General features: G+C 37.8%; 14 protein-coding genes. 6 read left to right on the forward strand and 8 right to left on the reverse strand.

The window, feature by feature from the left end:
- Nucleotides 1–120 precede the first annotated feature (120 nt).
- The 5 genes from P278_RS12680 to P278_RS12700 all read right to left on the reverse strand — a co-directional run bounded on the left by P278_RS12680 (nucleotide 121) and on the right by P278_RS12700 (nucleotide 9,437).
- Entirely contained in the window at nucleotides 121–1,743 is a 1,623-nt protein-coding gene (locus tag P278_RS12680) for an SGNH/GDSL hydrolase family protein (protein ID WP_038267434.1), read from the reverse strand.
- A 25-nt stretch (nucleotides 1,744–1,768) separates the two neighbouring features.
- On the reverse strand, nucleotides 1,769–4,525 hold the full coding sequence (locus P278_RS12685; protein ID WP_038267435.1) for a TonB-dependent receptor: 2,757 nt from the start codon (nucleotides 4,523–4,525) through the stop codon (nucleotides 1,769–1,771).
- A 526-nt stretch (nucleotides 4,526–5,051) separates the two neighbouring features.
- Entirely contained in the window at nucleotides 5,052–6,899 is a 1,848-nt protein-coding gene (gene glmS, locus P278_RS12690) for a glutamine--fructose-6-phosphate transaminase (isomerizing) (protein WP_038267437.1), read from the reverse strand.
- Nucleotides 6,900–6,961: 62 nt separating this feature from the next.
- Nucleotides 6,962–8,614, reverse strand: a complete 1,653-nt coding sequence (locus P278_RS12695; protein ID WP_038267440.1) for a DUF4270 domain-containing protein — start codon at nucleotides 8,612–8,614, stop codon at nucleotides 6,962–6,964.
- Between the two features lie 13 nt (nucleotides 8,615–8,627).
- Entirely contained in the window at nucleotides 8,628–9,437 is an 810-nt protein-coding gene (locus tag P278_RS12700; protein ID WP_038267442.1) for a glycogen/starch synthase, read from the reverse strand.
- A 112-nt stretch (nucleotides 9,438–9,549) separates the two neighbouring features.
- Between P278_RS12700 and panC the strand changes: the two genes are divergently transcribed.
- From panC to radA, 6 genes are all read left to right on the forward strand, one after another.
- Nucleotides 9,550–10,398 (forward strand): pantoate--beta-alanine ligase, encoded by an 849-nt coding sequence (gene panC / locus P278_RS12705; RefSeq protein WP_038267444.1) that lies wholly within the window; start codon nucleotides 9,550–9,552, stop codon nucleotides 10,396–10,398.
- Between the two features lie 12 nt (nucleotides 10,399–10,410).
- Nucleotides 10,411–10,761: an aspartate 1-decarboxylase gene (panD, locus tag P278_RS12710; protein ID WP_038267447.1), complete on the forward strand. Its 351-nt coding sequence runs from the start codon at nucleotides 10,411–10,413 to the stop codon at nucleotides 10,759–10,761.
- A 3-nt stretch (nucleotides 10,762–10,764) separates the two neighbouring features.
- Nucleotides 10,765–11,727: a lysylphosphatidylglycerol synthase transmembrane domain-containing protein gene (locus P278_RS12715; protein ID WP_038267449.1), complete on the forward strand. Its 963-nt coding sequence runs from the start codon at nucleotides 10,765–10,767 to the stop codon at nucleotides 11,725–11,727.
- Between the two features lie 39 nt (nucleotides 11,728–11,766).
- Entirely contained in the window at nucleotides 11,767–12,903 is a 1,137-nt protein-coding gene (locus P278_RS12720) for an alpha/beta hydrolase (RefSeq protein ID WP_038267452.1), read from the forward strand.
- Nucleotides 12,904–13,053: 150 nt separating this feature from the next.
- Nucleotides 13,054–15,489, forward strand: coding sequence for a glycoside hydrolase family 2 TIM barrel-domain containing protein (locus tag P278_RS12725; RefSeq protein WP_038267454.1), 2,436 nt, complete (start codon nucleotides 13,054–13,056; stop codon nucleotides 15,487–15,489).
- Between the two features lie 67 nt (nucleotides 15,490–15,556).
- On the forward strand, nucleotides 15,557–16,924 hold the full coding sequence (gene radA, locus P278_RS12730) for a DNA repair protein RadA (RefSeq protein ID WP_038267458.1): 1,368 nt from the start codon (nucleotides 15,557–15,559) through the stop codon (nucleotides 16,922–16,924).
- Between the two features lie 150 nt (nucleotides 16,925–17,074).
- Here radA and P278_RS12735 read toward each other — a convergent pair whose 3' ends face one another.
- From P278_RS12735 to P278_RS12745, 3 genes are all read right to left on the reverse strand, one after another.
- Nucleotides 17,075–17,659, reverse strand: a complete 585-nt coding sequence (locus P278_RS12735) for a DJ-1/PfpI family protein (protein ID WP_038267460.1) — start codon at nucleotides 17,657–17,659, stop codon at nucleotides 17,075–17,077.
- A gap of 94 nt (nucleotides 17,660–17,753) precedes the next feature.
- Complete coding sequence (locus tag P278_RS12740; protein ID WP_038267463.1) at nucleotides 17,754–18,671, reverse strand: GlxA family transcriptional regulator; 918 nt, start codon at nucleotides 18,669–18,671, stop codon at nucleotides 17,754–17,756.
- An 88-nt stretch (nucleotides 18,672–18,759) separates the two neighbouring features.
- A complete protein-coding gene (locus tag P278_RS12745; protein WP_038267465.1) occupies nucleotides 18,760–19,794 on the reverse strand; it encodes an aldo/keto reductase in 1,035 nt (344 codons plus the stop codon).
- Nucleotides 19,795–19,848: the final 54 nt, after the last annotated feature.

Consider the following 19,848-nt stretch of genomic DNA (forward strand, 5'->3'; position numbering starts at 1 on the left):
AAAAAAAAGTAACCGATATTATTTTTTTTTAATTCCAATTATCGGACTTCCTCATCTCTTTATAAAAACAAAGGTCGACATCTGATAATGCCGACCTTCAAAAACCATATTTATCACTCTCTAAGGTAATTCAACCGGATACATTGTACCATAATCCCCTGCCTTTGCCAAAACACCAGCCTCCTCAAAATTCGAACCATAAGCAGCATCTATGGCCAGCATAAACTGATTGGCTATAAATGCATAACCTCTGGCCGTAGGATGGACTCCATCTAAAGAAAAAGTATTCCCAAAGACCAAACTTGAGTTTAAAGTAAATTCATCAAAAGGCAGCCCCCCGGAAGCAACCTCATTCATCAAAGCGTGCGCATCCACAAACGCCAAACCGTTTTGCGAAGCCAAACTCTCAATAGTCGTATTAAAAGCTGTGGTAGCAGTTTTAATTTCATTCTGTTCAGAAGGCAACAACACCCAACCATCATCAAGCGGATACGTAATCCCTTCCACCGAAAATTGTGCCGCCAATTCCTGCGACAACCCTCTTGATATTAAAAATTGCACAGCAGCTGTATTCACCTCCCCAATCACCGAAGAACTGGTTAAAACCAATAAATCAGCTTCCGTGGCCTGTCTCGACTGACCATACATTAATCCCAACAAATTAGCAACTCCCGGAGCTGCTTCAGGTGGCAATCCAAATTGAGCTATAAACTGTGGAAATGTTTCACTCGCGTTTAAGGCAGCTTCAATTTGTGCTGATATATCTGTTAAACTCTCATCCTTAATGACCACAGGACTAGCAGAGGTTTCAGAGAACACAACCGCTCGCTCTCCTTCTCCAAGGGCAACAAATATTTGATTCAATGCCCCGAATATTGTATTCAATAGAGGGATTTGAGGCCCAAAATCTTCGTTAGTCGGGTCTAGCGGAGCATGAGGCACCGTAGTAAAATAAGGTAATGCCGTTACATCTGGTATGTTCGCCACAACACCCTTAGCTCCATTACTCATTAACAAAGTCAATATACCCGAGAATGCCTGTGAAAAGACAGCAGGATCAGTAATATCGTTTGAACCATATGTTTCCGGATTAAAATTCCCGGCCTGATCTTCTCCTATACCTCCACTCACAGCATATGACAACACATCATCACTACCTGCCCATAAGGTAAAAAAAGTGGGAGCTAAAGACAACGCATCTCCTATGACACTCGCGCCCGGACTCGATGCCATCCTAACATAATACGGATTGGCAGCCCCAACGGACAATGCGGCTGAGCTCCCATAACCTTCCACCCCCAGGTGAAAAATCTTTGCCCCGGTAATCCCCATATTATTATAAGGACCCGGCATTACATTGGTAGCTTCAGTGGTTGGTGTACCGGGCAACCGCTCCGGCAATTCACCGTTAAAGAACAACCTGTTTTCTAATAACTGATTACCCCCAACAAGCATTCCTCCTAAATTATCACCCATTAAAGGCTGGGTAAATGCACCTCCCCCCGCCATTTGGAATTTTGATGCCAATATGTTAGGAAATGAATTGATTTGCGAAGCAATAAAAAGAGCTCCATCTGAATATCCGGCAGACAGCGAACTCCCTACCGCCACGTATGTTGAAAAATCGGCTTCACCTGAAGTTAGCATTACTGCATCCGGCCCCTCAGAAGACATATCATCATCAGAGTCACATGCTATAAAGCCAAACGCCAAAAGTAAAAGCCATTTATAATTTATTTTCATTGGAATATTTTTTAAATGAATTCTTTTAATTATTGATTACCCAGGAAACATAAAATTGAGATCCTATATATCCTGTTCCTATGGCAGTGAAATAATCCTTCCCACCAATATTAGAACCACCCACCTTAAAGGTAGACTTCAAACTTGGAACCCTGTAGTTAATCTGGGCATCAAAAACACTGTATGATGGAATATTTCCGTCAGCAAAAGTAGCCTGCCAAAAGTAAGAATCACTCCATCTGTAATCGATATTGAATCCGAAATTCTCAAAAAGATCCGTATTGCCAAATGACACCTTTACTTTATGCTCAGGAGTATTAAAACTTGTTCTGAAGTCAGGAGCAGAAGCCTGATCAAAATCTTGTTTAGCATACGTATAACTTCCTCCTAAATCAAAATTACCGAAAATTCTATAGTCAAGCCCGATCGAGGCACCATAAGATTTCACATCAGCATCCGAATTCGTATAAGTCTGATAAGGTTTGAAGTCGCCACTCTGCATGGCCAGCAAAGACAAAGAGTTATCACCCACTTCGCCATAGAACGGAACAATTACAGTCTCATTCGCTATAAACTTATCATAAATATTATAGTACACACTTAAATCAATCGTCACCTTACTTACCTCACCACGGTAACCAACCTCAAAAGACTGTACTTTTTCCGGCTCAACTAAAGAAACATCAGATTTCTGAAAGGTTCCGTTATTTACGGAATTTAAAGTAAATGAATTTTCATAAGCTTCACGTCCAAGAATCGTAGCGGTATCATTCCCGCCATTGGCAGCAATATTATTCACTCTGAATTCCCTGATATCCCTGTCGAGATTTTCTTCAGCCGACCCTACCAAAATAGCTCTACCGGCATCCAACCCGATAAAAAGATCCTGGGTAGTAGGGTTCCTGAATCCCGTCTGATAAGATGCTCTTAAATTATGATTACGGGCTTCCCCCATAGTGTAACCTAAAGACAACCGAGGAGAAAAGAACCCATCAAAAAGTTGTGATTTATCATACCTCCCTGACGCAGTCACCTTTAGACGATCATCTGCGAATTTTTTCTGGATTTGAGCATACGCACCAATTTCCGAATAACTTATCGGACCGTTGGCATCCGTAAAGATCGTTCCGAATGAATTCAAAACATATTCTCTGAAAGATCCCCCAACCTGTACTTCTGCAAAGTCATCAGTTAAATGTGAAAAATTGTAATTTACATCTACATGCCTCATCTTAGTCTCATCCTTGAACTGGGCTCCTTTAGTAAAGTCAGGATCGCTTATCACCCTGTTAAAAGTAGACTCAAATGCCGCTGTACCCGGAATCAACCTACCGGTATCAGCCGTTTGCCGCGCCACCATATGAGCCTGTTCAGAATTCGCCCCTGCAAGAGAAGCCTGAAGGTAAGCCCCTGCGTATTCACCAAACCAGGTTGAATCATCTTTCCACGCACGGTTGATGTTAATACCTGCAAATCTCATATCATATGAATCACCTGCATCTTCACTCGTTATATACCCCCTAACGAAGAAATTATCATTCCTGAATTCCAATTTATGTTGTTGCAGAAAAAAATCTTTAATAGAATAACGGTTCGACCCTTGGTAAATAGTAGTTCCTTTACCTAATTTTCCTTGATATATGATCTCAAAATCATCTGCAAATGGTCTGTAATGTAACGAGGCGTCAAACTTAACACTCTCCGCATTATAATCAGTCAGATCTCTTTCGGCGTAACCGGTTCGACTCACATTTTCATCAGGCAATAAATTCTCTGCACCGGAAGGAATAAGTCCCATATCAGCCAAAGCCGCTCCCACGGCTCTGATATTCGTACTTACTTCATCCCCGTAAATATTCAACCCATCGTAATTTTGATGCGCACGAGTTCTCCCAGGATTCAAAACATCTTCTTCACTCACAGCCCACCAATCAGTCCCGTTTAAATAGGAGAAGTTTACTTTTCCAGCGAATTTCTCTGAAAACTTATGAGCAGCACGAATACCGAAATCATAGTATTGATTATCTCCGGCAGCTTCTTGAGAAGTAAACCCCGATTTAGCATACACGCTCAAACCGTTAAATTTAAACGGATCCTTACTGGTCATAAACAAAATCCCGTTAAAGGCATTAGCCCCATACAGCGCAGAAGAAGCCCCGGGCAACAACTCAACACTATTCACATCGAGCTCTGTCATTCCCAATAAATTTCCTAAAACAAAGTTTAAGGCAGGAGAAGTATTATCCATTCCATCCACCAATTGCACAAAACGGTTATTCGCAAAAGTCGCAAACCCTCTGGTATTGATCGATTGAAACGTTAAACTATTGGTGTTGATATCAACTCCCTTTAGGTTTTCCAACCCCGAATAAAAATCCGGAGCAGCTGCATTCTTAATTTCCTTTAATCCAAATCGCTCAACAGTTACCGGCGATTCAAAGATCCTTTCAGGTGTTCTGGAAGCAGAAACCACAATCTCATCCAGCTGGGTCTGAGCTTCCTCAAGAATAATATCTAATTTTTGATTATCAGAAGTCACTTCAAGCTCAACAGAAGAAAACCCAATACTTGTAACTCGAAGTTTGAATGGAGGTGTTTGATCAGTGGTTAGGGAAAATCTCCCATTGAAATCGGTTACTGCCCCCTCAGCTTTACCAATAATTACCACATTAGCCCCGGGTATGGGCTGATTGTCTTGATCGACTACTTTACCTGTTATTGTCGTTTGCGAAAACGCACAAAGACTGAATAACATCAAAAGTCCACAAAATAATGTTCTCATCATACTTAGTTTGTTTTTAATGCAAGAACAATATACATATTTTTTCTATTTACGATTTTTTTAATCAAATAATTGACGTATTGTTAAAAATAGACAGCTAACACTAATAGCTCCTTAAACTAAAGATCATAAAGCGTTTTTCGAGACTTCTCATTTAGTACTCAAAACAACTGATGGCTTCAAAAGAAAATCATAACCAAAACGTTAAACTCCCTCCTAAATCAAGGATCTAAAAAACAAAGGTAAAGACCCCAACCCCCTTAACAAAAGCGAGGCTTTTACTTACAAAAAGCAAAGTTATCCCCATGTTATCCCCATATTATCCCCATTATATCCCTATGTTATCCTTATAGCTCTTTACAACTAAAAGAGGTTTAAAAAAGGAGAATGACCAACTGCACACGTTGAACATACTGCTCTGAAATCAACTTTAAAAAATCGAAATCTCACCAAGGAAAGCTACAGATTAAAAAAGGCCGTCTAAGCATGCTTAGACGGCCTTTATCTTATAAAAAAATATATTTAGTTACTCCACTGTAACTGATTTAGCTAAATTTCTTGGCTGATCTACATTACAACCCCGCATTACCGCGATATGATAAGACAGTAATTGCAATGGAATAGTATTAACCAACGGAGATAAAGCCTCCGAAGTTTCAGGAACTTCAATCACATGATCCGCAAGTGCCCTTACATCTTCATCACCCTCAGTAACAATAGCTATAATTTTACCGCTTCTGGATTTAATCTCCTGAATATTACTGATAATCTTTTCATAATGTCCTTTTTTAGTAGCTATCACAACTACCGGCATTTGTTCATCAATAAGCGCTATCGGCCCATGCTTCATTTCAGCAGCCGGATATCCTTCCGCATGAATATATGATATCTCCTTGAGCTTTAAAGCCCCTTCTAACGCCACCGGGAAATTATAACCTCTTCCCAAATACAAGAAATTGGCAGCATCCTTATAAATAGAAGAGATATATTTCACATGATCATCCACCTTTAAGGCTTCTTCAATTTTTCTTGGCATACTCTCCAGTTCAGCCAATTTCTGATGGAGTTCAGATTTCGAAACCGTGCCTTTTTCAGATGCAAGTTTTAACGCTATTAACGCCAATACCGTAATTTGCGTAGTGAATGCTTTTGTTGAAGCAACCCCTATTTCCGGTCCGGCATGAGTATAAGCCCCTGAGTTAGTCTCTCTGGCAATAGAAGATCCTACAACATTACACACCCCATAAACGAAAGCTCCGTTTTCTTTGGCTAGTTTAATGGCTGCAAGAGTATCTGCCGTTTCTCCAGATTGAGAGATAGCAATAACCACATCTTTCGATGTTATAATAGGATTCCTGTACCTGAATTCAGAAGCGTACTCCACTTCAACAGGCACTCTGGCTAAATCCTCGAATATATATTCCGCCACCAGGCCTGCATGCCATGAAGTTCCACAGGCTACAATAATAATACGATTTGCATTTAAGAATTTCTCAAGGTGATCATCAATACTCGCCATCTTAACAATGCCCTCATTAACAATCATTCGTCCACGATAAGTATCTTTAATAACCTCAGGTTGTTCGTGAATTTCCTTGAGCATGAAATGGTCATACCCTCCTTTTTCTATCTGCTCTAAACTCATCTCGAGCTCTTGCACATAAGGAGTTACCAAAGCGTCATTTTCAATCTGTCTAACCTTGATATCCCTACCCAATCTAACAATAGCCATTTGTTCATCTTCCAAATAAATAGCATTATTAGTATACTCAATAAATGGAGAGGCATCCGAAGCAATAAAAAACTCCTCTTCACCAACACCAATCGCCAACGGGCTTCCTAGTTTTGCAACTATGATTTCATCCGGTTTACTTTTATCAAAAACAGCAATAGCATAAGCACCTACAACCTGCTGTAATGCTATCTGAACAGCCTTACCTAATTTAACCTGTTCGTTCTTTTTAACGTCTTCAATTAAATTGATTAAAACCTCCGTATCCGTCTCCGAATGAAAAGTATATCCTCGACCAATAAGGGCCTTCTTTATAGCGTCATAGTTCTCAATAATTCCGTTATGAACAATAACAAGATTCCCAGAATTAGAAAAATGAGGATGGGCATTTAAATCATCAGGAATACCATGGGTTGCCCAACGCGTATGACCAATCCCACACATCCCTTGGATATTGGAACTGGCTTCGGAAATACGCTTAAGATCAGCAACCTTACCTTTCGTTTTACTCAGGCTTATTTCTCCCTCATCGAAGAGAGCAACACCTGCACTATCATACCCTCGGTATTCAAGTCTTTCAAGGCCTTTAATAATAACAGGGTACGCCTGTCGATGGCCTATATAACCTACGATTCCACACATAATAGTTAGTTTTTTTTGAGTTTATTGTGTTTAATTATTGTGCTATTGTGTGGGGGAGTGCGCTATTTTGTCTTAGTATAATATAGTTCTAACCTTAATTTTTTATCATTATTATCCTGAGAAATATTGTTACCGTAAAGTATAACACCTAACGGACTTATAGCTGCAGTCTTCGGAGCCATAATATCATTCCCCTCAGATGTTGCAGCAACGTAATTAAAGTTAGTCACATCTGCAGTAAATGACAAACCTAGTGTTACGTTTTCGCTATCCCCTCTTAAAATTTCGGTAACATGTTCAGTTACACCAAATCTATAGCGCCATGGATTGTCATTTTCATCCAATTCCAATACACCGCTATATATGGCTCCTCCAGCATCCAACTGAACATCAGCAACCTGATCTACAATTGACTCCCCTTCTTCTAGTTTATACAAGAACAAACGATCAGGATAAATAGGATCACCATAAGAATTCATTGCTTCGGTATCTATATAAAGCAATAGATCAGCCTGGTTTACCAATCGGTTCTCAGCTCTTAATGCTTCTAAGTCTTCTCCAACAAAAAGATCTAATGCCGCATAGGCTCCAGCCCCTCCACGCAAGTAAATTCTGGACGCATCTTCCGCACTATTTAATTGCTCTGTAATAACTGCTGGATATGCCGACTCTTCAATGAAATTTACATGTACATCATTTCCGTTACTAGAAAGACTTAAGGTAATATTACCACTGGAAGTAACAATTTGATCATCAGAAGTATCATCTGTTGTATCATTATTATCCCATTCATCGTAATCATAATTTATACGAATATTGGCATTCTCAATATCTAACAACATCAATAAATCATCGGCAGGAGAATCAATTGAAAAATAAAACCCTCTCAAATAATCTTTTAAATTATCCGAATTTGCAAGAACTGAATTACCCTCCATATCGAGAATCTTTTCCTGAAAAAAAGCATTATCCAATTGCACATAAAGACCCGGCGTCAATCGACTCGATACATTTTGAGACTCGTCTTCATCTTCCGTATCCGGATCATCTTCATTTTCGAAAAACAGAATTTCTGAAGGATCTATCTTATATACATCATCATAAATCACGGTAGTATTAAAGGACTTAAGATCACCATCAGAATAATATTCCTGAGCTTCAGTAAATTCCTGATCTGGATCAAGTCTTCTTAAATAGTAGGTGGACTCCTGAACCTTTAGGTTGAACTCCTGATCCATATTTCCGTAAATAGAATCTAAAGTAAACTCCTTAGGATCATTTTCATCAACCTCAGTACTGGTTGTATCCTCTACCTCCTCAGAAAAAAACGGAATATACAAATACACACTACTCACCGTTTCATTCTCAACAATGGTGGCATCTGAATCATCCGCATCTGAATTATCTTCCAGCTCCTGGGAATACTTACCAAAAACGGTTGAAGATAAACTAACCTGAGTAATAAATTCATAGTTCGTCTTCCCATACACAGGATCTTTATAATCTCCCAATTGGAATACTGGCAAATTATCAGTTCGGATCCTGTCCATTTTATTATTAACAGCCGAAACCTCATAGGTTGCATCTGCTACACGATCATTCTCATCGAAGATGTCTGAACCTATGGTGTTAAACTCTTCATCACAGGCTATAAAAAAAACAACACTACCTAATACAAGTAGTGTGTTCAGAAGTTTATTAGATTTAAATCTCATACGTTGTTTCTGATTAACTTAAAATTTTCTCCTCATAGAACTGGTGATACGCATCCTCAAACTCATATATCGATTTATAACCTAAGACTGGTTTCGATAAATTTGAAATATAATCACTCAATTCATCAGACAATTCCTCCGAAGCAACAATAACCCCATCAGAATAATCTGCCGCCACTTTCATTAATGCATCGTAATTTGGATTTTCCAACCACTTAGCATCATCATCCTGAATTCCATCAAACTTGACCTTACTCAACATCTCTTCATTTAACGTGCCTTCAAAACCTTTCTTGTATACAGAAGTAACTATTTTACTTTCTGCAAACAATGGCTCGTCACCATAATACTTTTTTAAATAAAGCGGCAACAAAGAGGCCATCCAACCATGAACATGAATAATATCAGGATTCCAATTCAGTTTTTTAACCGTTTCAATGACTCCTTTTGCAAAGAATATAGCACGCTCATCATTATCTGGAAACAAATTACCTTCTTCATCTGAAAAAGTAGCTTTTCTTTTGAAATACTCTTCGTTATCGATAAAATAAACTTGAATTCTTTCTTTAGGAATAGAAGCAACCTTAATAATAAGTGGCATATCCATATCGTTTACCACTAAATTCATTCCTGAAAGCCTGATTACTTCATGAAGCTGATGTCTTCTCTCGTTGATGTTTCCAAATCTTGGCATAAAGATTCGTATTTGTCCTCCCCTGTCATTCACCATTCTTGGACTTTCATAGGCCAACGATGATACTTCGTTTTCCGGCAAGTAAGGAATCATTTCAGAAGCGACAAATAATACTCTTTTGTCTGTCATAAAATCTATATGTTTTTCTTTTACAGTTTGAGTCTAAGGCATGCAAAAATATAAAAAATATGCTGAATTAGTTTAATTTATATAGCTTTGCACGCTGTTAATTTTTTCTAAAGTGAAAATATTTAAACAAAAACAACCGCTTTCTTCTTTTTTAAAAGAGGAGCGAATGAAGTCTAAAACGGTTGGTTTAGTACCTACCATGGGAGCCTTGCATAGTGGACACATGTCTTTGGTGAAGAGGGCTTCAGCCGAAAACAACCTTGTCGTGGTTAGTATTTTTGTTAACCCTACACAGTTTGACAATAAGTCCGATTTAGAAAAATATCCTCGCTTTTTAGAAAAAGACCTGGAAACCTTAAAAAAAGTTAATTCTGAGGTCATTGTCTTCACTCCATCTGTCGAAGAGATCTATGCGAACAACATTAATGCTCAAAAATTTGACTATGATGGCCTGGAACACGAAATGGAAGGTAAATTCAGAAACGGACACTTTGACGGAGTAGGAACTATCGTTAAACAACTACTGGAAATTGTTGATCCACATAAAGCCTATTTTGGTGAAAAAGATTACCAACAATTACTAATTATCAAAAAACTCGTAGAAAAAAATCATATACCTGTTGAAATCGTAGGATGCCCTATAGAACGTGAAAATAATGGTTTGGCAATGAGTTCAAGAAACGAGAGACTTCCCTCAGAAACACGAAAAAAAGCTTCTTTTATCTTCAAGACACTCCTTGAAGCCAAAGAAAAGTTTGGCACGGAAAGTGCTCTTGACGTCACAAATTGGATAAAAGAAAAGTTCAAACAAGAACCTTTATTTGATTTAGAATATATAGAAATTGCAAATGCAGATACTTTAGAACCGATAGAACGAAAAAGAGATAATGAGAAATATAGGGCCTTTATTGCCGTCTATGCAGACAGCGTAAGACTTATAGATAATATCGCCTTAAATTAATAACTTTGCCACATGCAAATAGAAGTAGTAAAATCAAAAATTCACAGAGTCACCGTAACAGGTGCAGAACTGAACTATATTGGTAGCATCACGATCGATGAAGCTCTAATGGAGGCTTCCAATATTATTGAAGGAGAAAAAGTTCAAATCGTCAACATTAACAATGGAGAACGCCTTGAAACTTATGCGATTAAAGGAAACCGAAATAGTGGAGAAATCACACTTAATGGCCCAGCAGCACGTAGGGTACAGAAAGGTGATGTCATCATCATTATTTCTTATGGAATCATGGATTTTGAAGAAGCTAAAAACTTTAAGCCTACTTTGATTTTCCCAAATGAGACAAACAACACCTTGAAATAATCGTTGAAAAAGAAAACAGTTAAAATATTAAAAATTGTACTCCCACTATTGTTGGGAGTTTTTTTAATATGGTATTCTTACAACAAGTTTACACCAGACCAATTAACCGAAATCAAGGACCATTTTAAAAACGCTAATTACTGGTTTCTTTTACTATCGTTATTGTTTGGATTCTTTAGTCACTTATCAAGGGCATATAGATGGAATTTCATGCTGGAACCCATGGGATATAAGCCCAAATTGGCTAATAATGCTATGGCTGTTTTTATTGCCTATCTCTTTAACCTTGCCATTCCAAGATCGGGCGAGGTATCAAGAGCCCTCGTAATTAACAAATACGACAATGTGCCTTTTGACAAAGCTTTCGGAACTATCGTAGCCGAGAGAATAGCCGATGTGCTAGTACTAGGCTTTATCGTACTTCTGGCATTCGCGCTTCAATTTGATGCCTTAAAAGACTTTCTTCTTGAAATTATACCTATTCAAAAACTTTTAATAGCCGGAATCACCCTAACGCTTTTAGGTATAGCAGGTCTTTTCTTCATTTATAAAACGAATTTCAAGATCAGTCTCAAAATAAGAAAGTTAATTGCTGGCTTAAAAGAAGGTCTGTTTGCTATTCTTAAAATGAAAAAAGTATGGCCTTTTATTTTTCACACCGTGTTTATTTGGATCATGTATGTGGCCATGTTCTACATTTGCATATTTGCCCTGGAAGAAACATCTTCTTTTTCCTTCTCAACAGTAATAACTGCTTTTGTGGTTGGCAGCTTTGCCATCGCCTTTACTAATGGCGGGTTTGGCTCATATCCATTCTTTATAGCAGAAATATTATTGCTTTTTGGCATCTCTGCGACAGTGGGGACTGCCTTCGGTTGGATCGTATGGATTTCTCAATTTGTAATGATACTTCTCTTTGGAGGACTATCACTATTATTACTTCCGGTATACAATAGAAATAAATAATTTATTATCTTCGGTAATCCAAATCGAACAAACATAACCATGAAAAAGTACTTAACTTTTGTGCTTCTCCTATGCTCTTTAGCTACTATTGCACAAATAAAAAACACTAAGTCTTATTCACTGAAACTTGATGAGACAAGAAATCTTCGCTTATACATACCTGAAAATTACGATGCCGAAAAATCATACCCCCTAATTGTAGTTTTAGACGCTGATTACCTTTTTGATGTCGTAGTTGCGAATTGTAAATTTCTGAACTATAATGGCGATATGCCGGAGAGTATTGTGGTAGGAATTGAACAAAAAGGCCTACGGGATGCTGACTCTCAATATGGTGAAAACAGCCTTCCGGAGAAAAAAGGGAATCGCTTTTTTGAATACCTGGGAATGGAACTTATCCCATCGCTTCAAAAAGAATACAGTTTAGCGAATTTCAGAGCTATTGTAGGTCACGGAATTACCGGAAATTTTGCCAATTACTATTTACTTAAAGGCGAACCCTTGTTCAAAGCATATATCAACCTATCTCCTTCTTATGCCCCAAGAATGGAAGATTATTTATTGGAGCGTTTAAAGGGTTATGATGATATGATATTCTACTACCTTGCCACTTCATCTAACGATAAAAAAGAGAATATTCAAGGAGCAAAATATTTCAATGCTCAACTAAGATTAATCAATAACGAAAACATCCATTATTATTTTGATGATTTTGATAATACTAATCACTACAGCCTGGCATCTTATGGGATTCCAAAAGCTTTAAATCAATTTTTTGAAATCTACAAGCCTATTAGTAAAGAAGAATACCAAACAAAGGTGTTAACATATGAAGGCCCTGTTATCAACTACCTCTATGACAAATACCAAACCATGGAGTCGCTTTTTGGATTTAAAAAACCGGTATTGTTAAATGACATTATGGCCATTTACGCTGCCACCAAAAAAAATAAAGACCTCCCTTCATTAGAAGAATTAAGTAGAATTGCAAAAAATGAGTTCCCGGAAACCATGCTTGGTTTTTTCCTGGAAGCAGAGTATCACGAACAAATGGGAGAAGCAAAAAAAGCTATGCGCACCTATGAAAAAGCTTTCGGGATGAAGGAAATTGATTTTATCACTAAAGATCTTGCTTTACAACGCATCCAAAGCATAAAGGAAGATTTCGGTTGGTAGTATTTAATACAGTGTTGAATCCTTCTATTTTTATAAAAACCAATAACTGAATTTAAAACTATATTAGCTTTCAACAAACAACTAGTCTGATAGCAGATAGAGAATTCAGCCGAATTTGTATTTTTCGGTTTCTAATTTTTTATATCCACTATGAAGACCCTTAAACCACTCCTAATACTACTCTTTACTCTTCCCACAATTATATGTTCACAAAAACGTGACACCATAGAATTGACGGAGGACTGGAAGTTTAAAAAAGGGACTATTATTAACGCTCACCTTAAAGACTTCAATGACTCCAGATGGGAAACCGTTACCGTTCCGCACGACTGGGCCATATATGGACCTTTTGATAAGGAAATTGACAAGCAATCAGTTGCCATCATACAAAATGGCGAACAAGTTCCAACCGAAAAAACTGGAAGAACAGGTGCGCTGCCATACATAGGCCAAGCATGGTACAGAAAAGAATTTTTGATTCCTGATTTAAAGGAAACCCAAAAAACACTCATTGTCTTTGAAGGCGCCATGAGCCAACCACAAGTCTTTATCAATGGCAGAAAGGCAGGTAGTTGGAATTATGGGTACAGTTATTTTTACTTCGATATTTCCGATTACATAGTAGAGGGTGAAAATACCTTAGCCGTACATATATCTAATAAAGGTGAATCCTCTCGATGGTATCCCGGAGCTGGTTTATACCGGAATGTAAGTATCATTACAAAAAACAAGACCAGTTTCAATCAGTGGGGCACCTTCATAACAACACCATTTATTTCTGAAAATAAAGCCAAGGTGAAAATCAAATCCAAAGTTAGTGGCAACAATCTAAAACTCAGAACTAAAATTATAGATAATGAAGGAAATGAAGTGGCGAATGAAAGCTCCTCCTCTCTTTTCGGAAATGAATTCGAAATAAACTTAGCTGTTTTAAACCCAAGACTATGGAGTCCTGAAACTCCCTATTTATATACCGCCATATCTGAACTATATAGCAACGGCGAACTCAAAGATAAAATCAGGACCAGATTTGGAATCAGGTCAATTAAATACGAAGCAGAAAAAGGATTTAGCTTGAATGGCAAGATCACAAAATTCAAAGGTGTTTGTTTACATCACGATCTGGGGCAACTAGGAACCGCGATAAACAAAGCTGCATTACGACGACAATTAAAAATACTAAAGGACATGGGAGCAAATGCCATCAGGAGTTCTCATAATATGCCTTCTTTTGAACAATTAGAACTATGTGATGAAATGGGATTTATGTTCCTGGCCGAGAGTTTTGATGAATGGGCTAAACCTAAGGTAAAGAATGGCTATAACCGATTTTTTAAGGAGGATGCAGAAAAAGATATTATTAATTTGGTTCATGCTACCCGAAACCACCCCTCTATAGTCATGTGGAGCTCAGGAAATGAAGTTCCTGACCAATGGGGCACCGAAGGAGTTAAACGCGCCAAATGGCTTCAGGATATTTTCCACAGAGAGGATCCAACAAGACCTGTAACCGTAGGGATGGATCAAGTCAAAGCTACCATGGAATCAGGCTTCGGGGCAGTACTTGATATTCCGGGATTAAACTATAGGGTCCATCTTTACGAAGAAGCATACGACAAATTTCCACAAGGAATTATTTTAGGCTCAGAAACTGCCTCTACGGTTAGCTCTAGAGGTGTCTATAAATTCCCAGTTAAAAAAGCCTCGATGAAGCAATATGAAGACTACCAATCCTCTTCATATGATCTGGAGTATTGTAGCTGGTCTAATCTCCCGGACGATGATTTCGCATTACAAGATGACAAAGATTGGGTAATTGGCGAATTTGTCTGGACCGGCTTTGACTACCTTGGAGAGCCAACACCTTATGATGAAATGTGGCCTTCACGAAGCTCTTACTTTGGCATAAATGATCTTGCAGGTCTGCCAAAAGATCGTTTTTACCTGTACAGGAGTCGTTGGAATAAGGAAAATGAAACACTTCACATACTTCCTCATTGGAATTGGGAAGGAAGAGAAGGTAAAAACACCCCTGTTTTTGTTTATACAAATTACGACAGCGCTGAACTCTTTTTAAATGGGAAAAGCCTTGGCGTTCAAAAAAAGAACCACAGTACTCCTCAAAACCGTTATCGACTGATGTGGATGGATGTCAAGTACCAACCGGGAGTACTTAAAGTTATTGCTTTTAACAAAGCAGGAGAACCAATTGCAGAGAAAGAAATTAAAACAGCAGGAGCACCTGATCAAATAGTATTGGATGCCGACAGAACAACTATTAAAGCAGATGGAAAAGACCTATCTTTTGTAACGGTATCAGTTGTTGACAAAGATGGCAATCCATGTCCTACAGCAACTAATCAGCTTAACTTCAAAGTTAAGGGTGCAGGAGCTTACAGAGCAGCATGTAATGGAGATCCAACCTCCCTGGAACTATTCCACCAACCTACCATGAAACTGTTCAGCGGAAAATTGGTGGTAATCGTTCAATCGACTCATAAAAGTGGCCCAATAGAGTTAAAGGTAACAGGAAAGAAATTGAAAAGCGGAAAAATTGCCCTGAATTCAACTTCCTCAGAAAATTAAAATATTACAAATCACCATCACCAGAGTCAAGAAGTAATTCGTAACTTTCGAGTTTTAAAAAATCAATATGGCCAAAGTAAAAACCACCTTTTTTTGTCAAAATTGTGGCACTTCGTATGCCAAATGGCAAGGACAGTGCAGCGCATGTAAAGAATGGAATACCATTGCGGAAGAACTAGTTCAAAAGGATGACAAAAAAAGCTGGAATTCAAATACTACCAATGCCAAAAACAAAAAAGCTCCAAAACCTCAAAAAGTTGCTGACATCAATCAGGTTGAAGAGCTTCGAATGAACAGTTCAGACAACGAATTTAATCGTGTTTTAGGTGGCGGAGTCGTTCCTGGTTCTGTTACCCTTTTGGGAGGAGAACCAGGAATTGGGAAAAGCACCTTATTGCTTCAGATTGCTCTAAAACTCCCGTACAAAACCCTTTATGTATCAGGTGAAGAAAGCGCTCAACAAATTAAAATGAGGGCTGAACGCATTAATCCCAGAAGTGAGAATTGTTATATTTTAACCGAAACTAAAACTCAAAATATCTTCAAGCAGATTGAAGCTACTGAACCGGATATTCTTGTTATTGACTCTATACAAACACTGCACACAGACTATATAGAATCATCCGCAGGAAGTATTTCTCAAATTCGTGAATGCACCTCCGAACTTATAAAATTTGCAAAAGAAACTGCGACCCCGGTTATTCTAATAGGCCACATTACCAAAGACGGGAATATTGCCGGACCAAAAATATTAGAACACATGGTTGACACTGTACTTCAGTTTGAAGGAGACAGAAATCATGTGTATCGAATTCTGAGGGCTCTAAAAAATCGCTTCGGATCTACCTCAGAATTGGGCATTTACGAAATGCTGGGCAATGGCTTACGTGAAGTTTCTAACCCATCTGAAATACTTATCTCTAAAAATGACGAGGATCTAAGTGGAACTGCCATAGCTGCTACCCTTGAAGGAATGCGTCCGTTAATGATAGAAATTCAAGCTCTGGTGAGCACTGCAGTATACGGGACACCCCAACGAAGTACTACGGGTTACAATGCCAAACGCCTTAATATGCTATTAGCTGTACTTGAAAAGCGAGCAGGATTCAGACTTGGAGCGAAAGATGTATTCCTGAACATAACTGGAGGAATATCAGTAGATGATACAGCTATTGATCTTGGTGTTATTGCCGCAATCCTCTCAAGTAACGAAGACATTTCTATAGAAAAGGATGTTTGTTTTGCCGCCGAAGTTGGCCTTGCTGGTGAAATAAGACCTGTACAAAGGGTCGATCAACGAATTATGGAAGCTGAAAAACTTGGATTCGCAAAGATTTTTGTATCCAAACACAATAAGATAACCGTAAAAAAACCACAAATTCAGGTAAAGCTGGTTGCTCGTATTGAAGATGTGGTTGATGAATTATTTGGGTAAAACACCTCAGCCCCAAAGAGCGTACAGATTATTAAAAATCCCGGTGTCATTAATCATTTTTTTAAATCATATAACCCTTAAAGATTTAACTTCTTTTTTAAAAAACTGAATGAACCTGAGAGACATTCTCGATACTTCATTTTTTTCTTTTTAATCGACCCTATTATATTCCATATACCTAGCAGTATTATTCGTGATTTTACTACCGTGTAATTTTTCTATGATATGAAAAGAAAGGTCTATTCCAGCTGATATGCCTCCAGAGGTGTAAATTTTTCCAGAATTCACAAACCTCTTCTCCTTTTCAGGAATACCTGTAGGAACAATTTCCTGCATACTGTCATAAACCTGGTGATGTGTACAATATGATTTATTATCTAAAAGTCCGAGCTTTCCTAAAATTCTAGAACCAGAACATATACTTACAGTTAAAGCTGTCGTTTTATGGACCTCTTGTACCCATTTCAAAATTTCAACGTCTTTAAGTAACGGAGTTGTCCCCTGCCCACCTGCTATAATTAAGATATCAATATTAGGAGTATCTTTAATAGAATAATTAGGGTTCACTGAAAGACCATTTACTGCCGTAATAGATTCTTGCGTTTTTGCGACAGTAAAAACATTAAAAAGCTTATGATCATGCACTTGTGATGCTACTGCAAAAACTTCAAACGGACCTGAAAAATCTAATACTTCAGCGTCATCAAAAACAAGAATAGCTACATTTTTTTTCATGAATTTAATTTAATGATTAGCAACAACAAATGTAACCGCCTATTGTATGTAAGAAAAGGACATTAGTTGGAGGTTTTGAGACATAACGAAGATGTCAAAGCGAACTTTTATTTAAAACTTCTCGTAATTGACGGGATGTTTTGTAACCACACAACCGCGCAATATAGTCCAGTTTATACCCTGAATTTTCTACCAAACTTGTAGCTTTTTCAACTCTTAACTTTGTTCGATATTCAGCAATAGTCACTCCTGTATGTTTTTTAAAAATACGAGATAAATTTCTAGGACTTGTATGAACTATTTCAGCTAATGACTCTAGGGTGGAAGTTTTCTCTAAATTATGAATTATCCAATCTTGAACTATATGTACTTTCTGATCTTGATGGTCTCTAAACTGTAAAAAAACACTCTCCTGCTCATCAGTTCCATTTCTTCTTATGTATACTGCCAATTCTTTAGCTATCTTGATTGCATTCAGCTTTCCATGGCTTTCTTCAATTAAAAACAAAGCTAAGTCTATACCTGTGGCCACCCCCGCGCTAGTGAAAATATTACCTGATTGTACAAATAATTTATTGTTTTTGACTTTTACAAAAGGGAACTTAGTCTTCAACAGATCAATATATCTCCAATGAGTGGTGCACATCTTATGGTCTAACAAACCTGACTTTGCTAAAAGAAATGCACCAGTACAAATACTACAAATAGTAGCCCCATGATTGTTTACATTTCTTAGCCATTCATAAAAAGGAGCTCCATCAATAAGAGTATCGCTCTGCTCTGTATTAAATCCGGGTATGAAAACAAAATCTTTTTCGCCCGGCTGGGTTACGCTATAATGAACTAAGGAATTCAGCTTTAATCCTGCAGAACTATTAATTACAGGACGATCACTAATGAATTCTAAACCATAATCAAACCCTAACTCTTTAGCTTCTTGAAATACTTGCAAAACACCACTTAAATCAAGTAAATGAACCTGATTGGTTATATAAAAATAAACTGTTTGCATCCTTGAGATAAATTTAATGAGTATTACATCGAAACTTTCAGGGCATTCTCAAAACAGAACGAGAAAAATCTCCTTATTGAATTTATTATTATGGCGCCGGATTTGGAACCAATTCATGAATTTTGTTAATCCCTTTAATTATTTCAGCAGTTAAATCAACATGTACACTATCTATATTCTCTTTTAATTGCTCCAAATTCGTTGCACCAATAATATTACTGGTTACAAATGGCTGCTGATTCACAAATGCCAAGGCCATTTGAGCTAATGATAATCCGTTATCCTTTGCCAGGTCATAATACATCTTAGCTGCCTTTTTAGAGTTCTCCCCATTGTATCTGCTAAACATCGGAAATAATGCAATTCTTGAATCCTTTGGAGTTCCCAGAATGTGTTTTTCCGTAAGACGACCAAAACCCAACGGTGAATAAGGTAAAAGACCTATATCTTCCCGCATAGAAATTTCGGCACTCCCTATTTCATACAACCTGTTCAATAAGCTATACGGATTTTGTACCGTCGAAATTCTCGGCAGATCATTTTCTTTACTTGCCTCCAAAAACCTCATAATACCATATGGAGTTTCATTCGAAAGCCCTATATGTCTTATCTTTCCCTGTTTGATAAATCCTTCCAAAGTCACTAAAACTTCGCTGAAGTTATCTTTCCATTTCTCATCTTCCTGATGAACATACCCCCGGGTTCCAAAAAAATTAGTGTTACGCTCAGGCCAATGTAATTGATACAGGTCAATATAATCAGTTTGCAAGCGACTTAGACTTTGATCAATCGCCTCTGTAATAGCTTCTTTGCTATATCCGTTATTTCGAATATGACTGTTGGAAAATCCAGGCCCTGCTATTTTCGAAGCTAAAACGATCTGATCACGTTTGCCAGATTTCTTAAACCAGCTCCCTATAATACTTTCGGTTGAACCCTGAGTTTCTTTTTTTGCCGGCACAGAATACAATTCAGCAGTATCAAAGAAATTCACGCCCTGATCAACGGCATAATCCATTTGATCATGCCCCTCTGATTCTGAATTCTGCTCGCCCCAGGTCATCGTCCCTAAACATATTTTACTAACTTTTAGATCCGTATTAGGTAGTTTTGTATACTTCATAGTGCAAATAATTTATTATTTAAAAAAAAGAACCTCGCGTTATGCGAGGTTCAA

This window comes from Zhouia amylolytica AD3 (assembly GCF_000511935.2).
Lineage (GTDB): Bacteria > Bacteroidota > Bacteroidia > Flavobacteriales > Flavobacteriaceae > Zhouia > Zhouia amylolytica.

Bases quoted from the DNA above. Each gene is read 5' to 3' on its own strand.
- P278_RS12695 (WP_038267440.1), bottom strand. From the start codon at position 8,614: ATGAGATTTAAATCTAATAAACTTCTGAACACACTACTTGTATTAGGT.
- P278_RS12725 (WP_038267454.1), top strand. From the start codon at position 13,054: ATGAAGACCCTTAAACCACTCCTAATACTACTCTTTACTCTTCCCACA.
- glmS (WP_038267437.1), bottom strand. From the start codon at position 6,899: ATGTGTGGAATCGTAGGTTATATAGGCCATCGACAGGCGTACCCTGTT.
- P278_RS12700 (WP_038267442.1), bottom strand. From the start codon at position 9,437: ATGACAGACAAAAGAGTATTATTTGTCGCTTCTGAAATGATTCCTTAC.
- P278_RS12745 (WP_038267465.1), bottom strand. From the start codon at position 19,794: ATGAAGTATACAAAACTACCTAATACGGATCTAAAAGTTAGTAAAATA.
- radA (WP_038267458.1), top strand. From the start codon at position 15,557: ATGGCCAAAGTAAAAACCACCTTTTTTTGTCAAAATTGTGGCACTTCG.
- P278_RS12740 (WP_038267463.1), bottom strand. From the start codon at position 18,671: ATGCAAACAGTTTATTTTTATATAACCAATCAGGTTCATTTACTTGAT.
- panD (WP_038267447.1), top strand. From the start codon at position 10,411: ATGCAAATAGAAGTAGTAAAATCAAAAATTCACAGAGTCACCGTAACA.
- P278_RS12735 (WP_038267460.1), bottom strand. From the start codon at position 17,659: ATGAAAAAAAATGTAGCTATTCTTGTTTTTGATGACGCTGAAGTATTA.
- P278_RS12685 (WP_038267435.1), bottom strand. From the start codon at position 4,525: ATGAGAACATTATTTTGTGGACTTTTGATGTTATTCAGTCTTTGTGCG.
- P278_RS12680 (WP_038267434.1), bottom strand. From the start codon at position 1,743: ATGAAAATAAATTATAAATGGCTTTTACTTTTGGCGTTTGGCTTTATA.
- P278_RS12720 (WP_038267452.1), top strand. From the start codon at position 11,767: ATGAAAAAGTACTTAACTTTTGTGCTTCTCCTATGCTCTTTAGCTACT.